The sequence below is a fragment of the Rhodococcoides kyotonense genome (assembly GCF_900188125.1).
GTDB lineage: Bacteria > Actinomycetota > Actinomycetes > Mycobacteriales > Mycobacteriaceae > Rhodococcoides > Rhodococcoides kyotonense.
Window position 1 is genome coordinate 183,547 of record NZ_FZOW01000011.1, and the last position, 16,126, is coordinate 199,672.

The following is a 16,126-nucleotide window of genomic DNA, read 5'->3' on the forward strand; positions in this document are numbered from 1 at the left end:
GCTCTTCTCGCGTGTTGTCGCTGCCCGCGTGTCGTACCCATCACACACGATTCTGCGTGGAAGGCACAACGTGTGGAGACTAGCCTCGCGCGTGCTCGGGGCGTTCCCCTGCTGCCCTGCCTGCTTCCAGTTCACGCTTCAGTTCGAACGTCACCGCTTTCCCCGCCACACGGCGTCGATGGTTCTCGTCGACCAAGTCGACGCGTTCACGTCCGGCGTTCGGCTCGGCGTGCAGGAAGTAATGCACGACGACCCCGTCGACGACGGGCATCTTCTCGAGCCAGAACTCCATCGTTCCCGTCAGCGCACCCGCGACCGTCCACCGGATGCCCTGTTCGCCACGGTCTTCGGTCACCGTCAGTCGGAGATCCGGCCACCACTGCCGCCACCGCACCTGAGGCGACAATGCTTCGGAGACGCGCGCTCCCGGCGCCGCGACAAACGTCTGATCCGCCACTTGGATACTGCTCATCGAATGAGCTTCACACATCGTGTCGCCGCGCCGCACGTGAGGCGCGCGAATGCACACGAACTTCGGGGCTACAGTGAGACAAATCCGAGCTACCAGTCAGTACAGCTACCGATTCGCCCGATGGAGGCCCCCCGTGCGTGAATTCACAGTGCCCGCCCACTTCGTCGTCGAGGACGGGGCGTCGACGGTCGCCACCGTGTTCGACCGCCGGGCGAGTGCGCCGTCGTCCGTTGCGTTTCGTCGCCTCGTCGACGGAACGTGGACCGACGTCACCGCGGAGGAATTCGCCGCTCAGGTCACCGATGTCGCGAAAGGCCTGATCGCTGCGGGTGTCGGCCAGGGCGATCGCGTCGCACTGATGTCGTCGACGCGGTACGAGTGGACGGTCGTCGACTACGCCATCTGGTCTGCAGGCGGTGTCACCGTCCCGATCTACGAGACGTCCTCCGCCGGCCAGGTCGAATGGATTCTGTCCGACGCCGAACCGGTTCTCGTCATCCTGGAGACGGCCAAGCACGCCGAGGAGACGGCCGACGTCGTCGCCGCGGCAGCGTCGGTCACTCGGACGTTCCGGATCGACGGCGACACCGCGGACTCGAGCGCGATCACCGAGTTGACTCGGCTCGGCACCCAGATCAACGAAGACGTCGTGAACACCCGAGTCGCGACGCTGAAGTCGTCCGATCCCGCCACACTGATCTACACGTCGGGAACCACGGGCCGTCCCAAGGGTGTTCAGCTGACGCACGCCAATCTCGTCTCCGAATCCCGCGGCATCCGTGAGACGAGCCTGAAGTCACTGTTGAACTCGGACAGCCGCACGCTGATGTTCCTTCCGATGGCGCACGTTCTCGCCCGCGCCGTCACCATCGCCGCGTTCGATGCAGGTACCACGATCGGGCACACCAGCGACATCCCCAACCTCGTCGCGACATTCGGGGAGTTCCAGCCCGACTTCATTCTGTCGGTTCCGCGTGTGTTCGAGAAGGTGTTCAACACCGCGAAGCAGAAGGCGCACGCCGACGGCAAGGGCAAGATCTTCGACGCCGCAGCCGAGACCGCGGTTGCGTGGAGCGAAGCGCACGACACCGGCGCCGGGATCGTCCTTCGGCTCAAGCACGCTGTCTTCGACAAGCTCGTGTACTCGAAACTTCGTGCGGCACTGGGCGGTCGATGCCGTCTCGCAATCTCCGGCGGCGCTCCCCTCGGCGCCAGGCTCGGTCACTTCTACCGCGGAATCGGCGTGCCGATCTACGAGGGCTACGGACTCACCGAGACCAGTGCGGCGTTCGCCGTCAACACGATCGGACATCAGCACGTCGGCACCGTCGGACAACCGTTGCCCGGCAACGACGTTCGCATCGCGTCGGACGGCGAGATCCAGCTGCGTGGGCCCGTCGTGTTCTCCGGCTACTGGCGAAACGAGGCGGCGTCGGAGGAAGCGTTCGACGACGGTTGGTTCCGCACAGGCGATCTCGGGTCTCTCGACGACGACGGATTCATCACGATCACCGGCCGGAAGAAGGAACTGATCGTCACTGCAGGCGGCAAGAACGTCTCGCCCGCGGGGCTGGAGGATCGACTGCGCGCGCATCCGTTGATCAGCCAAGCCATCGTCGTCGGCGATCAGAAGCCGTTCATCGCGGCGCTCGTCACCCTCGACGACGACGCACTGTCGGGCTGGAAGTCCGCACACGGCAAGCCATCCGGTGCGAGCGCGGCGGATTTGGCCGACGACGCCGACCTGCGCTCGGAAATCGATGCCGCCGTGGCGGACGCGAACACGTCGGTGTCGCACGCCGAGGCGATCAAGAAGTATCGAATTCTGCCGTCGGACTTCACCGAGGAGTCCGGTGAGATGACACCCACGATGAAGCTGAAGCGCAACGTCATCACGAAGTCCTACGCCGACGACATCGAGGCTCTGTACGTGCGGTGACACGGGGTGCGTCAGCGCATCAACGACTGCAACCGCTGCGCGAGACTGTCCCAGCGCCACTCCTTCTCGACCCAGGCCCGACCTGCGTTCCCCATGGACGCAGCGAGGGTGGGGTCGGACAGGAGGCGCACCAACTTCTCGGTGATCTGTGTCGTCGAGCGGCCGTCGACCACATAGCCGGTCTTGTTCTCCAGCACGGTTTCCGGTGCGCCGCCGGACATGCCTGCGACGACGGGAACACCTGTCGCCGACGCTTCGAGATAGACGATGCCCAACCCCTCGACGTCGAGCCCTGCTCCGCGTGTGCGGCTCGGCATCGCGAAGACGTCCGCGATGGTGTGGTGAGCGGCCAGTTCCGCGGAAGGCACTGTGCCCGTGAAGATCACGTGATCCTCGACGCCCGCCTTCTTCGCCAGATCACGCAATGCGCCCTCGTACGGTCCGCCGCCGACGACGACGAGTACCGCACCGTCGACCCGCTCGCGCACAGCACCGATGGACCGGATCAAGTAGTCCTGTCCCTTACGCGGCACCAGGCGTGACAGACACAGCACGGTCGGCCGCTCCCCCAATCCGTAGCGCGCTCGAAGCTCCTCTCGCGCTCCGGCGTCCGGCTTGAACCGTTCGGTATCGACGCCGGGCGGAAGATGCTCGAGGGCGGCGCGCGCACCGAACGCAGAGGCGAACCTGCCTCGCGTGTACTTGCTGACGTAGGTCACGGTGTCGACCGAATTGCCGATCGAGCGCAGCGTTCCTCGCCCACCGGGCACCATCGACCATCCCACCTCGTGACCGTGCGTGCTGGCGACGACGGTCTCGGCGCCCGCGCGTCGGACGACGGGTGCCATGACGGCGAGCGGTGCTGCGGCACCGAACCAGACGCTGTCGCACTCGTGCGACTTCACCAGGGCCGCCGCTCGACGCGCGACGAGTGGTGTCGGCAGCATCAGCGTCGTCGGATGCCGAACTACCTCGAAGGGTTGGCGCGCATCGAATTTCACGTGACTGTCGCCACGCCATCGGGGTGCGTAGACCACCAGTTCTTCGGCGGGCAATCGAGTGGCGAAGCTGTGCAGATACGACTGGATCCCGCCCGGTCTGGGCGGAAAATCGTTCGTCACCAACAAGGTCCGACGCATTGCTCGAGCGTAGGTCAACGAGACTGCGTCGCCACCCACGCCCCCCACTGCCGGACGAAGTCGTCGCCGCCCGTACCCAGAACGTCGGTGAGGACACGATCGACGTCGGATTCGGTCTTGGGCCCGTTCGCCATGTGCTCGTACAACGATCGCAGTGCGTCCTCGCCGAATCGCTCGGCCACGAACACCGACACCGACCACGCCGATTCGTACGCAAGAGTCGACCGTGTGCCTCCCGCGGTGAAGTCCTCGTCGGCGGGGAGGACGGTCGGTGGTCCGCCCGCTGCGACGACCCGACTCAGCGTCGGAGCGAGACGATCGAACGGCGCTGCACTGTCGCGGTATCCCGAATAGTCGGCGAACCCTTCGAGCATCCACATCGGCGAACCGTCGACCGTCGTCGATCTGGCCGCGACGTGTGTCAGCTCGTGGCGCAACACCGACCGCGTCGTGAACTCGGTGAGCCGCTCGGACGCCGCTGGACCGAACACGATCCGTTGGCCGCTGACCGGTCTGTCCGCCGACACCGTGTCCGAGACCGACACCGCGGCAACGTCACGACCCGCGGCAGACGTGCCGACGGCCGCAGCGAACTCCTCGGACGACGCCGTCACGAAGACGACCGCGGTTCGACGCCACCCGTCACCCCAGAAACGCGTCACGGCATCGACCGCGGCAGGTAGTTCGTCGGCGAGCGCCCCGGCCAGCGCGGACTGTTCCGGATGCGCGACGACGACCGACGTTCCACCGGCCGACGAGACCGGCGTGGTCGTCACCGGCCCGAAATCCCACGGCCCGCGCCACGTGTGGCGGTCGATACCCGGAATGTCGGCGTCGGACACGATGCGCCATTCGCCGCCGCGCTCGGCCACGAGAAGCGACACCGGCCGACGCGTCGGGACCTCGTCGGCGCCGTCGATCGCGTATCTGAGCACGACGGACGGCGCCCAGACGTCGGCCGCATCGAGTGGCGAGGCCACGTCCGACGGAACCGGTGTCTCTGGGTCGTCGACCAGTTCGTATCCCCAATCGCTCAACGGCACTGCGGCGAGATTGCCTGCGCGAGCGATCTGTTCGTCGAGGAACTGTGGGGGTGCATCGGGATCGACCACGTCCTTCAACGCCTCGACGTCGTTCGACCGCACTGCCGCCGCCCAGCGATCCAGAAGTTGTTCGACGCCGTCGCGTCGCTGCTCCTCGTACGGGTTGGTCGGTGGGTCCGGGGTACCCGAAGGCGCGATGTCGGCTTCTGGTGCGCCGCAGGCCGCGAGAATCCCCATCACGACGACAACGGCCGCGACTCGAAGACGAGTCACGGCCGGCCGAGGTCGACGATCAGTAGCGCCGAGCACCGTAGTACGGGAACGACGCCATCGATTGGACCTTGACGGGGACGCCGAACGTCGACGCGTGCAGCACGTTGCCGTTGCCCGCGTACAGCCCGACGTGCGACGCGTCGGGGTAGAACAGGACGACGTCGCCCGGCTGGAGATCCTTCTGGTCCACCGGCGTTCCGCCTTGCGCCTGGGCCTGACTCGACCGAGGGAGCGTCTTGCCGATCTGCTTGTAGGCCCACACGACCAGACCCGAGCAGTCGAACCCGTCGGGTCCTGTCGCGCCCCAGACGTACGGCTTGCCGATCTGCGTCATGCCCGCCTGCAGCGCGGACGCGCCGGATCCCGGGACGAGGCTCTGCAACATCTTCCCGAGATCGAACCCCGGTGGCAGCGGCGTACCAGCAAGCGCTGCCTGCTGATCGCTCGACAACGCACTGTAGGCAGCCATGACCTCGGCCATCTGGCCCTGAAGTTCGCTCTGCTTCGCCTGCAGGTCGTCCGAGACCATCTTGGCTTGCTCGGCAGCGGTGCGCGCCTGATCGGCGGCCTGCTGAGCGGCTTGTTCGGCCGCGGCGGCGTCCGATGTGGCTTGCTTGAACTGTTCGACCTGACGGGCGGTCTCGGCCGAGATCACGTCGAGCGCCGACATCTGGTCCAACAACTGCTGCGGCGAATCGCTGACCATGACTGCGAAGAGACGGTTGGTGCGGCCGCCCTGATAGTTGACGTTCGCGACCTTGTCGATGGCCGGCTTCAGCTGCGCGAGCGCCGCTTCGGCTGCATCCAGCGCGGCTCGATGAACGTCGACGGAAGCCTCGGCGTCCTTCTGTGCTGCGTTCTTGCCGTCCAGATCGATCTGAGCGTTGTGCAAGGCCTCGGTCGTCTGCTCGGATTCACGCGACAGGTCCGCAAGGCGGGTCTGGGCGTCCGACGCGGTGTTGATCTCCGGTGCTGCCGGAGAGACCTCGGGCTGGGCATGTGCGATTGTCGTCGGGCTCGCGAGGAGGCATGCGGCCAGCGCGGCAGTCAGGACGGCGCGCTTCGATCGAGTGACGCGCTTGACGGTCGGTGTCGCCACGAGAAGGTGACTCTCCGTTCTTGCAGTGACCACCGAGTCCTGACTTCGACAATCAGGCCATCGGTGGGGATAACGATTCGAGAACGAACCATACCCATGAGTAACGATGCGTGGGGAGGTTTGACATGAGGAAATTCGGAGAATTTACATACCTGCGGTCGGCAAAGTACCTCCGAACAACTTCGCTAGGCTACGAAATGTGGTGGTCGCTGTCCATTCGACGCGAATCCGTTGTGGGACCTCACAACAGGGCCACACCCACAGCACGACGCTCAGCACATTCGTGGCTACATTTTTCCCGGAAACGACGAGAGCAGCATCGGGAGTCCGAGCCGGTGGGCTCGATCCCGATGCTGCTCGTCGATCGATCATGCGCGCGCGTCGATCACGACGTCAGTAGCGGCGCGCTCCGTCGTACGGCATCGACGCGACCGGTGCGACCTTGACCGGAACACCGGACGTGGACGCGTGGACGACGTTGCCGTTGCCGACGTAGATGCCGGAGTGCGATCCGCCGTAGAACGAGATCACGTCACCGGGCTGGAGGTCGGACTGTGACACGGGTGCGCCAGCCGCGGCCTGGTCGTAGCTCGTACGAGGCAGGCTGATACCTGCCTGCTTGTACGCCCACTGGACGAGGCCGGAGCAATCGAAGGAGTCCGGACCGGAGGCGCCGTAGACGTACGGTGCACCGATCTTGGACTCGGCAGCCTGAACTGCCTTGGCAGCAGGCGTGACCTGCGGAGCAACGCCCGCGGGCGCTCCGGGAAGACTGGGAACAGCAGGCAGACCGGGAATCTCGGTCGGCAGCGGCGGAAGGCCCGGGATCTCGGGGATCTCGAAGGTTCCGACACCGGGAATGGTGATGGGAGCCGCCATTGCGGGGGCAGCGGGAAGAACGACCGCGCCGGCTGTGATCGCGCCGGCTACGAGAACACGACGCAATGAACGGGTTGAAGTATGTGACGCCACGAGAAAGGTGTTGCTCCGTTTCTTCCAATCATCCGCCGACCGAGTTAGCTGACGGGTTCGGGCTGGGAAGATCAGCCCTACCCACCGGCTCGCGAGTAGCGATTCGGCGGGATTCACCCCAGTGGAAATCGGGTTCCCGGTTCGGGTCTCTCACGAGAGCCCGATTAGGCGGTGACTTGCGACGCCACTCCTGTGTGGATTGGCGAGACTCCGCAAGGTCTCAGGAAGGTTACGAAATGGCATACGCCCGTGTCGACCCCGACGCGCTGGGTAACGCCCAATAGTTCGATTTTGGACTACACAGCGCGCTGGTCGGTGTCTTGGTCACGACGCGATAACGACTCGCTGCGACCCGCCGAATTCTCGTCGGTCACGAGCCGCAGACGGGGCACCATTCCGGACTCCGCGAGAACCCCCATCGCACCGAGTTCTTCCTGGTCGATGTCGATTTTCGGGGCACGCGAACCCACACGAACACTCTCCCCCGAAGGCCATCCGGGAGCACCCAACAGCACCGTGACGACACAGTCCCCGCACGCGATGTCTCGAACCTTGCAATCGCTGCAGTCGACAATCATGTGATCCTCGTCTCTTTCGTTGGTCAAGGGCCCGTTTCGGCCGTCGAGAGGCAACCTAGCGACGCCCTCCGACAGACTCCGGACTGCGGAATGTCGAACGGGATATGTCGGTGCCTCCGTCTAGCGTCCAGATCTTGTGAGCCTTCCGATTCAGCTGACGTTCGACGAACTGGACACACCTCTGCACCAGACCACCTTCGTCGTCGTGGATCTGGAGACGACGGGCGCGAGTGCCGACACCGAGGCGATCACCGAGATCGGTGCGGTCAAGATCCGTGGCGGTGAGGTCATCGGCGAGTTCGCCACCCTCGTCGATCCAGGCCGTTCCATTCCGCCGTACATCGTCGAGCTGACGGGCATCACCACTGCCATGCTGATCGGCGCCCCACGCATCGAGCGAGTACTGCCCGCATTCCTCGAGTTCGCCCAGGGTGCCGTCCTGGTGGCGCACAATGCCCGATTCGACATGGGGTTCCTGCGTGCCGCTGCCAGTCGTCTCGACGTCGCCTGGCCCAAGTTCTCGGTGTTGTGCACCGTCAAACTGGCCCGTCGCGTTCTCACCCGCGACGAGGCACCGTCGGTGAAGCTCTCGGCCCTGTCGACGCTGTTCGAGGTGAGTACCAGGCCCACGCACCGCGCCCTCGACGACGCCCGCGCCACCGTCGACGTCCTGCACGCGCTGATCGAACGAGTGGGGAATCAAGGCGTACACAGCTACGCCGAACTGGTCGACTACCTCCCCAACGTGTCGTCGGGTCAGCGCGCGAAGCGACATCTGGCGTTCGACCTGCCGCGAAAACCCGGTGTCTACTTGTTCAAGGGGCCGGGCAGCGAGGTCCTCTACGTCGGCACGTCCACCAACCTGCAACGGCGCGTCCGCAACTACTTCACCGGCTCCGAGACGCGAGGGCGGATGAAGGAGATGGTCAGCCTCGCCGTCGGCGTCGACCATGTCGAATGCGCCCACGGTCTCGAAGCAGGCGTCCGCGAACTCAGACTTCTCAGCGCGCACATCCCGCCGTACAACCGGCGGTCGAAGTTCCCGAAGAAGGGCTGGTGGATCACGACGACGGCCGAGGCCTTCCCACGGCTGTCGATCGTCCGCGTCCCGACGCCAGGCTCACTCGGCCCCTTCTCGGCGCGCGCCGACGCAGCCGACGCGGCAGCGCTGGTGGCCGAGTACGCCGGGATCCGTACGTGCACCACACGGCTGTCCGCGTCGAAAGTCCACGGAACCAACTGCCTCCCGACCGCGGTCGGAGGGTGCGCGGCAGCGTCGGCCGGAATACTGACAGCTCTGGAGTACGCGCCGTTTCCGGACAAGTTCCTCGCGTTGGCGGCCGGACTCGACGACACGGTTCTGCTCGAAGCCCGGTCCAAGGTCGTCGACCTCGCCGGCGCCGAACTCTTCGAGTCCGCGGCGCGGCTCCGGGATCGCCTCGCGGTCCTCGCCGACATGCTGGCGCGGATGCACCGGCTCGCGGCCGTCGCGTCGATCGCGGAGCTCGTCGCTGCGCGTCGGACACCGGACGGCGGGTGGGAGTTGGCGGTCATCAGATACGGCCGTCTCACCGGTGCTGCCGTCGCTCCACGACGCGTGCATCCCATGCCCGTCGTCGAGGCGATCACCGCGTCCGCGGAAACCGTGGTCCCGGATGCCACTCCGCTCCGCGGCGCATCCCCCGAAGAAGTAGCCCTCATCGTGCGCTGGCTGGGCTCCGACGGCGTGCGGATAGTAAGGACTACCGACGGATACGCAGAGCCACTCCACGGGGCAGGCAGTTGGAGGCAGTGGTGCAGTACCGTCCGCGAGGTCTCTCGCCGCGAACACGCCGCATACGACAGCCATGGACGCGGTGGTGATTGGCACGCCCTCTAAGCTCGTCCACGTCACGTGCGTAACAACGTGTCCCCGGTCGTGAAGGAGCCCCATGATCAACGCCATCGTCATGATCGACGCCGAGGCGAGCGCCATCCCCGAGACCGCTCAGGCCGTCGCCGACGTCTCCGGAGTCACCGAGGTGTACTCGTGTGCAGGAGATGTCGACTTGATCGCCATAGTGAAGGTCCGCGACCATCAGCAGATCGCCGACGTCGTCACCGGACGGATCAACAAGGTGCCCGGAGTCCTCAACACTGCGACGCACATCGCGTTCCAGTCGTATTCCAGTGCCGATGTCGAGGCAGGGTTCTCGATCGGCGAGTAGCCGCTCGGTCCAGTTCGCTCAGTCCAATTCGTTGGACCGCGTGACCCACCGCGCGAGCACGTCCGCCGCGGCGCCCGAATCGATCGCCTTCGCCGCGCGCGTGAGTCCCGACGCCACGGCGGGCGCAAGACCGTCGGCAGCCAGCCCGGTCGTGATTCCTCCGTGCGCAGCCAGGGCCGCTGCTGCGTTCAGCAACACAGCATCGCGAACAGGACCGGTCTCACCCGCGAACACCGCACGTGCGACGCCTGCGTTGTACTCGGCATCGCCACCTCGCAGCGCCTCGATCGGCACGAGGTCGAGGCCGAAGTCTCGGGGGTCGAGGGTCGTGACCGTCACCGAACCGTCGGACACCACGTGCACAGTTGTCGTCGTCGACAGCGTGATCTCGTCCAGACCGTCGTCGCCGCGCACGACGAGTGCGCTCGTCCCTCTCTCGGCGAATACTCCTGCCACCACAGGCGCAAGCGCCTCGAATGCGCACCCGATCAGTCCGGCCTTCGGTCGTCCTGGATTGGTCAGTGGACCCAGAACGTTGAACACCGTCGGAATCCCGATCTCCTTGCGCGCAGGCCCCGCGAATCGCAATGCCGGGTGATAGACGGGTGCGAAGCAGAATCCGATGCCGACGTCGCGGACACTCTGTGCCACACCGGCCGGTCCCAGACCGAACTTCACTCCCAACGCCTCGAGCACGTCCGTCGTGCCACTGCGAGACGACGCGGCCCTGTTGCCGTGCTTGACGACGGGAGCTCCCGCCGCAGCGACGACGACCGCCGCCATCGTCGAGATGTTGACCGTGTCCGCACCGTCGCCGCCCGTACCCACGACGTCGACCGAATTCGGTTCGCTGGCAACGAGATTCGCATGTCCGAGCATGGAGTCGGCGAGACCGCGCACCTCGGCGGACGTCGGGCCCTTCATCTTCAGTGCCACACCGAACGCTGCGATCTGCGCCGCAGTTGCGTTGTCGGACATGATTTCGTCCATCGCCCAGCCGGTGTCGGCGGCCGACAGATCGATCGCCGACGTCAATGCCCCGAGAATGGACTTCCATGTCCGCTGCGACTCACCGGTCTTCGGATCGGTCATGTTCTCCCCGTGTCTTCCTGCGCTGACGTCTGGCCGGCCGACGCATCTTCAGGCCCGTACCGTGCGCACGAAAGCTTAGTCAGGAGCTTTTCTCCACGCCCGCACCAGGTTGCAGCACATCCCAGCCGAGAACGACCCCTCCCCGTCGCTGCGCCAGACCTGCCATGCGAGACCGCTCCTGCGAGCAGTGCAGCGCGTCGACGATCTGGACTCGCTGCAGCGTCACCGCTACTCCGTCGTCGACGGAGGTCTCGGAGACAGCTTCGGGCACACCGTCGGCGACGGCGTAGCCGTCCTGTGCGGCGATCGTCGCCGCATCGTCGACGGTGTCGCGCGGCAGCACGAGATGATGCCGCAACACCGCCTCGCTGTCTGCGACGAATCCCTTCGTTTCGGTTCCGCGGTCCAGTGCGGAAGAACAGGATTCGGCGTCGTCGAAGGACGACGCCACTACCACCAAATCGCCTCGCGTGGGGTCCAGAGGTAGTGCCTTCGCGCGCGAGAACACTCGCCGGAACCAACCGCCGCCACCGTTCGTTGACATGAGGCAAGCCTTCCACGAGATGACTGTCTCGCACCGTCCACAGGGCCTGAACTGCGGCTTTCGCGGCACCGTCGTCGGCGCCGCTCGATACGACGCGCCAACACCGGACCCGGGTATGCGTTCGGTACTACGGGCAGTCATACTTCTCTCTGTGACGAGCGCTGTAGGGACTCAAGGATCGGCAATCACCCAACGCGTGCACTCGCTGAACCGCCCCAATATGGTCAGCGTCGGCACCATCGTGTGGCTGTCGAGCGAACTCATGTTCTTCGCTGGACTTTTTGCGATGTACTTCGTCGCAAGAGCGCAGGCGAACGGAAACTGGCCACCGGAGCCGACCGAACTCAACCTGGCATTGGCCGTACCGGTCACCGCTGTGTTGATCGCGTCGTCGTTCACCTGCCAGCTCGGCGTCTTCGCCGCCGAGCGCGGTGACGTCTTCGGCCTGCGCCGCTGGTACGTGATCACGCTGGCAATGGGCATCTTCTTCGTGGCCGGCCAGGGCTACGAGTACTACCACATGGTCCACGAGGGCACGACGCTGTCGTCGAGCGTGTACGGCTCGGTCTTCTACATCACGACCGGTTTCCACGGACTTCACGTCATCGGTGGTCTCATCGCCTTCGTCTTCCTGATCACGCGAACGTTGGTCAGCAAGTTCACCCCTGCACAGGCAACGGCGGCCATCGTCGTGTCGTACTACTGGCACTTCGTCGACATCGTGTGGATCGCACTCTTCGCGACCATCTACTTCATTCGCTGACGCGCATGAGCAGTACTTCAGTTTTCACTTCGCCAGCGGACGTTCGGTATCAGCCCCCGACGTTCAGTCCGTCCCGACACGACAAGGGATAGAAGATGAGTTCATCTCCCCCAGCAGCACCCGGTGACAGCACCAGTGGATCCGCATCGGCAGGATCCCCGGCGGCCGTGAAGAGCCGTCGCCAGCGCAAGGTACGCCGTCGCGTCACCGGCGCACTCGTCCTCATGATGGGACTCATCAGCGCGGGGTTCCTCGCTTCTGCCCTGACCCCCAACGCACAGGTCGCCACGGCCGACCAGGACTCGGCTGCGCTGATTCGCGAGGGCAAGCAGTTGTACGACACTTCGTGCGTCACCTGCCACGGCGTCAACCTGCAGGGCGTGCAGGATCGCGGCCCGAGCTTGATCGGCGTCGGCGAGGCTGCCGTCTACTTCCAGGTCTCGTCGGGACGTATGCCTGCGGTGCGCAACGAAGCACAGATCATGCGTAAGCCACCGAAGTTCGACGACAAGCAGATCGACGCACTCGGCGCGTACATCCAGGCCAACGGCGGCGGACCGACCGTCGTCCGTGACAGCAACGGCGAGATCGCACAGTCCTCGCTCGCCAGCGGCGACATCGCACGCGGTAGCGAACTGTTCCGTCTCAACTGCGCCTCGTGCCACAACTTCACCGGTGAGGGTGGCGCACTGTCCTCCGGTAAGTTCGCTCCCCCGCTCGGACCTGCGAGTGAACAGCAGATCTACGCGGCGATGCTCACCGGACCGCAGAACATGCCGAAATTCTCCGACCGTCAGCTGACGCAGGAGGAGAAGGTCGACATCATCTCTTACGTGAAGTCCGCACAGGAGACCACCGCCCCCGGCGGATGGGGACTCGGCGGATTCGGACCCGGCACGGAAATGATCGCCATCTGGGTCATCGGAATCGGTGCCGTTGTCGGCGCAACACTCTGGATCGGAGCAAGGTCATGAGCGACGGTGAATCCCGGCGCACCGACAGCGGACACAACGACGACAGCAACAAGGTCGACAAGGTGGACGTGAACAAGAAATACACCGACGAGGAACTCGCCGGAATGACGCGTGAACAGCTCGTCGAGCTGGGCACCAACCTCGACCATGTCGACGTTGCCTACCGTCGCGATCGCTGGGCAGTCAAGGGCACTCGCGCCGAGAAGCGCGCCGAGCGCAGTGTCGCCGCGTGGTTCACGCTGGCAGGCGTCTCTGCTGTCGCGTTCATCGCGATCTACCTGTTCTGGCCGTGGCAGTACGCGGGCATGGGCGAAGTGAACTACGGCGCCTACACCCTGTACACCCCGCTCATCGGTCTCACGATGGGTCTCGCGATCCTCGGAGTCGGCGTCGGAGCCGTCCAGTTCACGAAGAAGTTCATTCCCGAAGAGGTCTCCATCCAGGACCGCCACGACGGCTCGTCCTCCGAGGTGGATCGCAGGACTGTCGTCGCCGAACTAGGTGACTCGTTCGAGACGTCGACCCTCGGCCGCCGCAAGGTCATCAAGCGGTCGCTGTTCTTCGGTGGTGGAGCGCTCGGAATCATGGCTCTCATGCCGCTCGGTGGTCTGATCAAGAACCCGTGGGCCGAAGGCGACAAGTCGCCGCTCTGGGTTTCGGGCTGGACTCCGCGCTACGCTGGGGAGACGATCTACCTTCGGCGCGACACCGGACGTCCCCACGACGTCGTCCTGGTGCGTCCCGAAGATATGGATGCCGGCGCCATGGAAACCGTGTTCCCCTTCCGCGAGGCAGATCGCGGCGACGATCACGCTCTGCTCATGTCTCTGCGTGGAATTCGCAACTCGGTCATGCTCATCCGTCTACGCACGGAAGATGCAGAGAAGGCCATCAAGCGTAAGGGCCAGGAGAGCTTCAACTACGGCGACTACTTCGCCTACTCGAAGATCTGCACCCACCTCGGTTGCCCCACCTCGCTGTTCGAGCAGCAGACCAACCGCATTCTGTGCCCGTGCCACCAGTCGCAGTTCAACGCCCTCGAATACGGCAAGCCGCTCTTCGGCCCCGCTGCTCGTGCGCTGCCGCAGCTGCCCATCACGGTCAACGAGGAAGGCTTCCTCGTTGCCAACGGTGACTTCATCGAAGCCCTCGGACCTGCCTTCTGGGAGCGCCCGAACCGCGAAGCGGAGAGTGAATCATGAGTCCTTCACTGCAGACCCTCGCCGCCAAGCAGGCAGACGACGTCGACAGTCGCTACCACTTGGCACCCGGCCTGCGTCGTCAGATCAACAAGGTCTTCCCGACGCACTGGTCGTTCCTTCTCGGTGAGATCGCGCTGTACAGCTTCATCATCCTGCTGATCTCGGGTGTCTTCCTGACGCTGTTCTTCGATCCGTCGCTCAGCGAGGTCGAGTACAACGGCATCTACGAGCCGCTGCGCGGCGTGACCATGTCTCGCGCGTATGCGACGACGCTGGACATCTCGTTCGAGGTCCGCGGCGGTCTGTTCATGCGACAGATTCACCACTGGGCAGCGTTGATGTTCGCCTGCTCGATCATCGTGCACATGCTCCGGATCTTCTTCACCGGTGCGTTCCGACGTCCGCGTGAGGCCAACTGGGTCATCGGCTGCCTGCTGCTGATCCTGGCGATGTTCGAGGGCTTCTTCGGTTACTCGCTTCCCGACGACCTGCTGTCCGGCACCGGTCTTCGTGCCGCGTTCTCCGGCATCACGATGAGTGTCCCGGTCGTCGGAACCTGGCTGCACTGGTTGATCTTCGACGGCGACTTCCCCGGCACGATCATCATTCCGCGCCTGTACGTCGCACACGTTCTGTTGCTGCCTGCGATCATCCTCGCGCTGATCGCCGCCCACCTGGCGCTGGTCTGGTACCAGAAGCACACGCAGTTCCCCGGCCCCGGCCGTACGGAGACCAACGTCGTCGGCGTCCGAATCCTGCCCGTCTTCGCCGTCAAGTCCGGCGCATTCTTCGCCGTGACGTTCGGTGTGCTCGCGCTCATGGGTGGTCTCCTGCAGATCAACCCGGTGTGGAACCTCGGCCCGTACAACCCGGCCCAGGTCTCCGCAGGTTCACAGCCCGACTTCTACATGATGTGGACCGACGGTCTTGCTCGTCTGTGGCCTGCATGGGACATCTACATCGCGAACCGATACACGATCCCCGCGGTGTTCGCTGTCGCGCTCATCATGGGTCTCGTCTTCACCGTCATGATCGCCTACCCGTGGATCGAGAAGCGTCTCACCGGCGACACCGCTCACCACAACCTGCTGCAGCGTCCGCGCGACGTTCCGGTCCGTACCGCGATCGGTGCAATGGTTCTGGCGTTCTACATCGTCGCCACACTGTCCTGCATCAACGACATCATCGCGTTCAAGCTCGACATCTCACTGAACGCAATGACGTGGATCGGTCGAATCGGAATCCTGATCCTGCCTCCGATCGCGTACTTCGTGGCCTACCGCTTCTGCATCGGCTTGCAGCGCAGTGACCGCCAGGTTCTCGATCACGGCATCGAGACCGGCATCATCAAGCGTCTGCCTCACGGTCAGTACGTCGAGGTTCACCAGCCGCTCGGCCCGGTCGACGACCACGGTCACCCGATCCCGCTCGAGTACCAGGGCGCTGCAGTTCCGAAGAAGATGAACAAGCTCGGATCCGCAGGCAAGCCCGGCTCGGGATCGATGTTCCGTCCGGACCCCGTCTCCGAGAGCAAAGCACTCGAAGAAGCCGCACACCACGGCGAACTCGAGCAGCTGGCCATGCTCCGCGAGTACCAGGCCGGAGTACACGGCAACGGTGCCAGCAGCAACGGCAACGGACACGGCTCCAACGGCCATGGTTCCAACGGCCATGGTTCGAACGGCAACGGCTCGCCCGATCACTCTCCTGCACGCAAGGAAAGCGAAAGCGAGCACTAACCAGATCGAACTCGAAGGGGCGGCATCCATTCGGATGCCGCCCCTTCGTGTTTCTCGCTCAGTGGGCCCCGTGGATCTCACGGTGTGCGA

Annotated in this window: 15 protein-coding genes and 1 riboswitch; of the genes, 7 read left to right on the forward strand and 8 right to left on the reverse strand. The window is 64.8% G+C overall.

What is annotated here, in order from left to right; translation table 11 throughout:
- Positions 1–79: 79 nt before the first annotated feature.
- Entirely contained in the window at positions 80–472 is a 393-nt protein-coding gene (locus CHB96_RS18955; protein WP_089249223.1) for a polyketide cyclase / dehydrase and lipid transport, read from the reverse strand.
- Between the two features lie 133 nt (positions 473–605).
- On the opposite strand from CHB96_RS18955, the gene CHB96_RS18960 reads away from it, so the two are divergent.
- On the forward strand, positions 606–2,411 hold the full coding sequence (locus CHB96_RS18960) for an AMP-dependent synthetase/ligase (protein ID WP_176444366.1): 1,806 nt from the start codon (positions 606–608) through the stop codon (positions 2,409–2,411).
- Between the two features lie 11 nt (positions 2,412–2,422).
- On the opposite strand, the gene CHB96_RS18965 is transcribed toward CHB96_RS18960, so the two are convergent.
- The 5 genes from CHB96_RS18965 to CHB96_RS30160 form a co-directional block, all read right to left on the reverse strand.
- The gene (locus CHB96_RS18965; protein WP_089249225.1) at positions 2,423–3,550 is read right to left on the reverse strand and encodes a glycosyltransferase family 4 protein; all 1,128 of its coding nucleotides are present in this window, start codon (positions 3,548–3,550) and stop codon (positions 2,423–2,425) included.
- Between the two features lie 14 nt (positions 3,551–3,564).
- Entirely contained in the window at positions 3,565–4,866 is a 1,302-nt protein-coding gene (locus tag CHB96_RS18970; protein WP_089249067.1) for a hypothetical protein, read from the reverse strand.
- 19 nt (positions 4,867–4,885) lie between these two features.
- Entirely contained in the window at positions 4,886–5,965 is a 1,080-nt protein-coding gene (locus CHB96_RS18975) for a C40 family peptidase (RefSeq protein ID WP_089249228.1), read from the reverse strand.
- 393 nt (positions 5,966–6,358) lie between these two features.
- Positions 6,359–6,937 (reverse strand): C40 family peptidase, encoded by a 579-nt coding sequence (locus CHB96_RS18980; protein WP_176444367.1) that lies wholly within the window; start codon positions 6,935–6,937, stop codon positions 6,359–6,361.
- A 17-nt stretch (positions 6,938–6,954) separates the two neighbouring features.
- A riboswitch (cyclic di-AMP (ydaO/yuaA leader) is annotated at positions 6,955–7,118 on the reverse strand.
- 115 nt (positions 7,119–7,233) lie between these two features.
- Positions 7,234–7,407, reverse strand: coding sequence for a hypothetical protein (locus CHB96_RS30160; protein WP_245865871.1), 174 nt, complete (start codon positions 7,405–7,407; stop codon positions 7,234–7,236).
- Positions 7,408–7,651: 244 nt separating this feature from the next.
- Here CHB96_RS30160 and CHB96_RS18990 point away from each other — a divergent pair, with 244 nt between their 5' ends.
- Together CHB96_RS18990 and CHB96_RS18995 are read left to right on the forward strand one after the other, a co-directional pair.
- On the forward strand, positions 7,652–9,394 hold the full coding sequence (locus CHB96_RS18990; protein ID WP_089249073.1) for a DEDD exonuclease domain-containing protein: 1,743 nt from the start codon (positions 7,652–7,654) through the stop codon (positions 9,392–9,394).
- 52 nt (positions 9,395–9,446) lie between these two features.
- Positions 9,447–9,722, forward strand: a complete 276-nt coding sequence (locus CHB96_RS18995; protein ID WP_089249075.1) for an Lrp/AsnC family transcriptional regulator — start codon at positions 9,447–9,449, stop codon at positions 9,720–9,722.
- Between the two features lie 18 nt (positions 9,723–9,740).
- Here the strand turns inward: CHB96_RS18995 and trpD are convergent, their stop codons facing one another.
- Both trpD and CHB96_RS19005 read right to left on the reverse strand, forming a co-directional pair.
- The gene (trpD, locus tag CHB96_RS19000) at positions 9,741–10,814 is read right to left on the reverse strand and encodes an anthranilate phosphoribosyltransferase (protein WP_089249077.1); all 1,074 of its coding nucleotides are present in this window, start codon (positions 10,812–10,814) and stop codon (positions 9,741–9,743) included.
- A gap of 79 nt (positions 10,815–10,893) precedes the next feature.
- A complete protein-coding gene (locus CHB96_RS19005) occupies positions 10,894–11,358 on the reverse strand; it encodes a hypothetical protein (protein WP_176444368.1) in 465 nt (154 codons plus the stop codon).
- Between the two features lie 151 nt (positions 11,359–11,509).
- Between CHB96_RS19005 and ctaE the strand changes: the two genes are divergently transcribed.
- From ctaE to qcrB, 4 genes are all read left to right on the forward strand, one after another.
- Entirely contained in the window at positions 11,510–12,121 is a 612-nt protein-coding gene (ctaE, locus tag CHB96_RS19010) for an aa3-type cytochrome oxidase subunit III (protein ID WP_026347923.1), read from the forward strand.
- 95 nt (positions 12,122–12,216) lie between these two features.
- Entirely contained in the window at positions 12,217–13,095 is an 879-nt protein-coding gene (gene qcrC / locus CHB96_RS19015) for a cytochrome bc1 complex diheme cytochrome c subunit (protein ID WP_176444369.1), read from the forward strand.
- Positions 13,092–14,297: a cytochrome bc1 complex Rieske iron-sulfur subunit gene (gene qcrA, locus CHB96_RS19020; RefSeq protein WP_281254433.1), complete on the forward strand. Its 1,206-nt coding sequence runs from the start codon at positions 13,092–13,094 to the stop codon at positions 14,295–14,297. Before qcrC ends, qcrA begins: the two co-directional genes overlap by 4 nt.
- A complete protein-coding gene (qcrB, locus tag CHB96_RS19025) occupies positions 14,294–16,036 on the forward strand; it encodes a cytochrome bc1 complex cytochrome b subunit (RefSeq protein ID WP_089249081.1) in 1,743 nt (580 codons plus the stop codon). The genes qcrA and qcrB overlap by 4 nt, the downstream gene beginning before the upstream one ends.
- The last annotated feature ends 90 nt before the right edge of the window (positions 16,037–16,126 follow it).